Genomic DNA, 5,463 nt, shown 5'->3' on the forward strand with positions numbered 1-5,463 from the left:
TAAATTGTGTTCGGCGGTGTCCTACTTTTCCACCCGTGTTGGGTAGTATCATCGGCGCTGGCAGGCTTAGCTTCCGGGTTCGGGATGGGTCCGGGCGTTTCCCTGCCGCTATGGCCGCCGTAACTTTATTCACTCGTTTTTGAGTGTGAATCTGTGTGTTTTGGTGGTGGGGTGCAGTCGTTTGTTTGACTGTGTGGTTGTGGTTGCGGGCAGTGTGTGCGTCTTTACAGTTTCCGAATCAAACGGTTTGTTTGTTTTGGTTGTTGTAAGTTTTCGGCCGGTTAGTGCCAGTTCCCTGAACACCTTGCGGTGCGTGCAGGTCTGGTCTATCGATCCCGTGGTCTGCGGGGGGCCTTATCCCTCTAAAAGGGTGAGAAACCTGGTCTTGGAGAAGGTTTCCCGCTTAGATGCTTTCAGCGGTTATCCTGTCCGAACGTGGCTATCCAGCGGTGCCCCTGGTGGGACAACTGGTAGACCAGAGGTTCGTCCGTCCCGGTCCTCTCGTACTAGGGACAGGTTTCCTCAAGTTTCTGACGCGCGCGGCGGATAGAGACCGAACTGTCTCACGACGTTCTAAACCCAGCTCGCGTGCCGCTTTAATGGGCGAACAGCCCAACCCTTGGGACCTGCTCCAGCCCCAGGATGCGACGAGCCGACATCGAGGTGCCAAACCATCCCGTCGATATGGACTCTTGGGGAAGATCAGCCTGTTATCCCCGGGGTACCTTTTATCCGTTGAGCGACACCCCTTCCACTCGGGGGTGCCGGATCACTAGTCCCGACTTTCGTCCCTGCTTGACATGTCCGTCTCGCAGTCAAGCTCCCTTGTGCACTTGCACTCAACACCTGATTGCCGTCCAGGTTGAGGGAACCTTTGGGCGCCTCCGTTACATTTTAGGAGGCAACCGCCCCAGTTAAACTACCCACCAGGCACTGTCCCTGGACCGGATATACGGTCCGAGGTTAGAAGTCCAATACGATCAGAGTGGTATTTCAACAATGACTCCACCCACACTGGCGTGTGAGTTTCACAGTCTCCCACCTATCCTACACAAACCGAACCGAACGCCAATACCAAGCTATAGTGAAGGTCCCGGGGTCTTTTCGTCCTGCCGCGCGTAACGAGCATCTTTACTCGTAGTGCAATTTCGCCGAGTCTATGGTTGAGACAGTTGAGAAGTCGTTACGCCATTCGTGCAGGTCGGAACTTACCCGACAAGGAATTTCGCTACCTTAGGATGGTTATAGTTACCACCGCCGTTTACTGGGGCTTAAATTCTCCGCTTCACCCAAGGGTTAACGGGTCCTCTTAACCTTCCAGCACCGGGCAGGCGTCAGTCCGTATACATCGTCTTGCGACTTCGCACGGACCTGTGTTTTTAGTAAACAGTCGCTTCTCACTGGTTTGTGCCACCCCCCACCGCTGCCGGCCGCTAGTGCCATGACAGTAGGAGGTCCCCCTTCTCCCGAAGTTACGGGGGTATTTTGCCGAGTTCCTTAACCATAGTTCACTCGTACGCCTTGGTATTCTCTACCTGACCACCTGTGTTGGTTTGGGGTACGGGCCGTGTGTGTGCTCGCTAGAGGCTTTTCTTGGCAGCAAAGGATCACCGAATTCGCCTCACTCGGCTATGCATCACCTCTCAGGATATGTGAAACCCGGATTTACCTAGGTTTCTCCCTACGGGCTTGCCCCAGTATTACCACTGACTGGTACGGCTACCTACCTGCGTCACCCCATCGCTTGACTACTACCACCGAAGGTCCCGCGCAGCCGGTAGCCCCCGCCTCCCGAAGGAGTTGGTTGGCCACCTTTTGGGCGGTTAGTACCGGTGATTCATCAGGGACGCTCATACACGGGTACGGGAATATCAACCCGTTGTCCATCGACTACGCCTGTCGGCCTCGCCTTAGGTCCCGACTCACCCTGGGCGGACTGGCCTGCCCCAGGAACCCTTGGTCTTTCGGCGGGCAAGGTTCTCACTTGCCTTATCGCTACTCATGCCTGCATTCTCACTCCCACACCCTCCACAGCTCCATTACCAGGCTGCTTCACCGGTGTGCAGGACGCTCCCCTACCCATCCAACAAACGTTGAATGCCGCGGCTTCGGCGGTGTGCTTGAGCCCCGCTACATTATCGGCGCACAATCACTTGACCAGTGAGCTATTACGCACTCTTTCAAGGGTGGCTGCTTCTAAGCCAACCTCCTGGTTGTCTCTGCGACTGCACATCCTTTTCCACTTAGCACACGCTTAGGGGCCTTAGCCGGCGATCTGGGCTGTTTCCCTCTCGACGTACGGAGCTTATCCCCCGCCGTCTCACTGCTGCGCTCTCACTTACCGGCATTCGGAGTTTGGCTGACGTCAGTAACCTGGTGAGGCCCATCGGCCATCCAGTAGCTCTACCTCCGGTAAGAAACACGCAACGCTGCACCTAAATGCATTTCGGGGAGAACCAGCTATCACGGAGTTTGATTGGCCTTTCACCCCTACCCACAACTCATCCCCTCAGTCTTCAACCTAAGTGGGTTCGGGCCTCCACGCGGTCTTACCCGCGCTTCACCCTGGCCATGGGTAGATCACTCCGCTTCGGGTCCAGAACACACCACTACACCAACCCCTACGGATTGGATACGCCCTATTCAGACTCGCTTTCGCTACGGCTACCCCACTCGGGTTAACCTCGCGACATGTCCCTGACTCGCAGGCTCATTCTTCAAAAGGCACGCCATCACCCCACCACGAAGGAGGGCTCTGACGGATTGTAAGCGCACGGTTTCAGGTACTATTTCACTCCCCTCCCGGGGTACTTTTCACCATTCCCTCACGGTACTAATCCGCTATCGGTCACTGGGAAGTATTCAGGCTTACCGGGTGGTCCCGGCAGATTCACAGCAAATTCCACGGGCTCGCTGCTACTCGGGAACCAGACACTACAGAGAACATGTTTTCACCTACGGGGCTCTCACCCACTACGGCAGACCATCCCAGGCCACTTCGATTAACACATTCTTTTCTCACTGCAGCCCAGACCGGCAGATCTGAGAAAGCCAGGCCCCACAACACCGCACACACAACCCCTGCCGGGTATCACATGCATACGGTTTAGCCATCCTCCGCTTTCGCTCGCCACTACTCACGGAATCACAATTGTTTTCTCTTCCTACGGGTACTGAGATGTTTCACTTCCCCGCGTTCCCCCCCATACCCTATGTATTCAGGTATGGGTGACACGACATCACTCGTGCCGGGTTTCCCCATTCGGACATCCTCGGATCAATGCTCGGTTGACAGCTCCCCGAGGCTTATCGCAGCCTCCTACGTCCTTCATCGGCTCCCAGTGCCAAGGCATCCACCATGCGCTCTTAAACACTTACAACACAAAAAACCAATTCGAAAAAAGAAATTGCACATCAACACACAAACACACCCCCAAGACCCGAAAGCCTCAAGAGCCGACATTTGCGTGCTAGATGCTCGCAACCACTATCCACAAATCAAACACCACACCCCACCACCAAAGCAGGGCAACAACACGCCTCCCACCCCACACAGGGGCCAGGGAAAAACGGGCCTGTTGTCTCAAAGCCCAATAGTGTGTCTGATGATCCGCTGCCGGCATCCCCGCCGAACAACACAAGTCTGTCGTGCACCAGAACCCGATCCACTACAGATACAGGCCCATCCAACGAATCGCTTGACTCACCGAACTCCCACAGGCGTGGGCGGGTCCAAGTCTCGTGGTGCTCCTTAGAAAGGAGGTGATCCAGCCGCACCTTCCGGTACGGCTACCTTGTTACGACTTCGTCCCAATCGCCGATCCCACCTTCGACGGCTCCCTCCCACAAGGGGTTAGGCCACCGGCTTCGGGTGTTACCGACTTTCATGACGTGACGGGCGGTGTGTACAAGGCCCGGGAACGTATTCACCGCAGCGTTGCTGATCTGCGATTACTAGCGACTCCGACTTCACGGGGTCGAGTTGCAGACCCCGATCCGAACTGAGACCGGCTTTGAAAGGATTCGCTCCACCTCACGGCATCGCAGCCCTTTGTACCGGCCATTGTAGCATGTGTGAAGCCCTGGACATAAGGGGCATGATGACTTGACGTCATCCCCACCTTCCTCCGAGTTGACCCCGGCAGTCTCTCACGAGTCCCCACCATTACGTGCTGGCAACATGAGACAAGGGTTGCGCTCGTTGCGGGACTTAACCCAACATCTCACGACACGAGCTGACGACAGCCATGCACCACCTGCACACAGGCCACAAGGGAACCGACATCTCTGCCGGCGTCCTGTGCATGTCAAACCCAGGTAAGGTTCTTCGCGTTGCATCGAATTAATCCACATGCTCCGCCGCTTGTGCGGGCCCCCGTCAATTCCTTTGAGTTTTAGCCTTGCGGCCGTACTCCCCAGGCGGGGTACTTAATGCGTTAGCTACGGCACGGATCCCAAGGAAGGAAACCCACACCTAGTACCCACCGTTTACGGCGTGGACTACCAGGGTATCTAATCCTGTTCGCTCCCCACGCTTTCGCTCCTCAGCGTCAGTTACTGCCCAGAGACCCGCCTTCGCCACCGGTGTTCCTCCTGATATCTGCGCATTCCACCGCTACACCAGGAATTCCAGTCTCCCCTGCAGTACTCCAGTCTGCCCGTATCGCCCGCACGCCCACAGTTAAGCTGTGAGTTTTCACGAACAACGCGACAAACCACCTACGAGCTCTTTACGCCCAGTAATTCCGGACAACGCTCGCACCCTACGTATTACCGCGGCTGCTGGCACGTAGTTGGCCGGTGCTTCTTCTACAGGTACCGTCACTTGCGCTTCGTCCCTGCTGAAAGAGGTTTACAACCCGAAGGCCGTCATCCCTCACGCGGCGTCGCTGCATCAGGCTTGCGCCCATTGTGCAATATTCCCCACTGCTGCCTCCCGTAGGAGTCTGGGCCGTATCTCAGTCCCAGTGTGGCCGGACACCCTCTCAGGCCGGCTACCCGTCGTCGCCTTGGTAGGCCATTACCCCACCAACAAGCTGATAGGCCGCGGGCCCATCCCACACCGCAAAAGCTTTCCACCACACCCCATGAAGAGCATGATCATATTCGGTATTAGACCCAGTTTCCCAGGCTTATCCCAAAGTGCAGGGCAGATCACCCACGTGTTACTCACCCGTTCGCCACTCGTGTACCCCGAAGGGCCTTACCGTTCGACTTGCATGTGTTAAGCACGCCGCCAGCGTTCGTCCTGAGCCAGGATCAAACTCTCCAAACAAAAACCCCTCGACAAAACGAGGCAGAATTCGAATCAGAAAAATCTGACCAGACAAAAAGACACCAAAAACTGGCATCAAAAACAAAAAAGCCACACCCCAACACGGGGGTATCAGAATGCAGCAAAAAACAACAACAAACTTAAAAACCACCAAACACACTATTGAGTTCTCAAACAACACACCCGGC

Annotated in this window: 3 rRNA genes; all 3 read right to left on the reverse strand. The window is 55.8% G+C overall.

The window, feature by feature from the left end:
• Positions 1 to 8 precede the first annotated feature (8 nt).
• Positions 9 to 122: ribosomal RNA gene (rrf, locus tag CG716_RS29315) — 5S ribosomal RNA — on the reverse strand.
• Positions 123 to 261: 139 nt separating this feature from the next.
• A 23S ribosomal RNA gene (locus tag CG716_RS29320) occupies positions 262 to 3,380 on the reverse strand.
• A gap of 375 nt (positions 3,381 to 3,755) precedes the next feature.
• Positions 3,756 to 5,275, reverse strand: a 16S ribosomal RNA gene (locus CG716_RS29325).
• The 16S, 23S and 5S rRNA genes sit together here, the layout of an rRNA operon.
• Between the last annotated feature and the right edge of the window lie 188 nt (positions 5,276 to 5,463).

The organism is Mycolicibacterium sphagni, from assembly GCF_002250655.1.
GTDB classification, from domain to species: Bacteria; Actinomycetota; Actinomycetes; order Mycobacteriales; family Mycobacteriaceae; genus Mycobacterium; species Mycobacterium sphagni.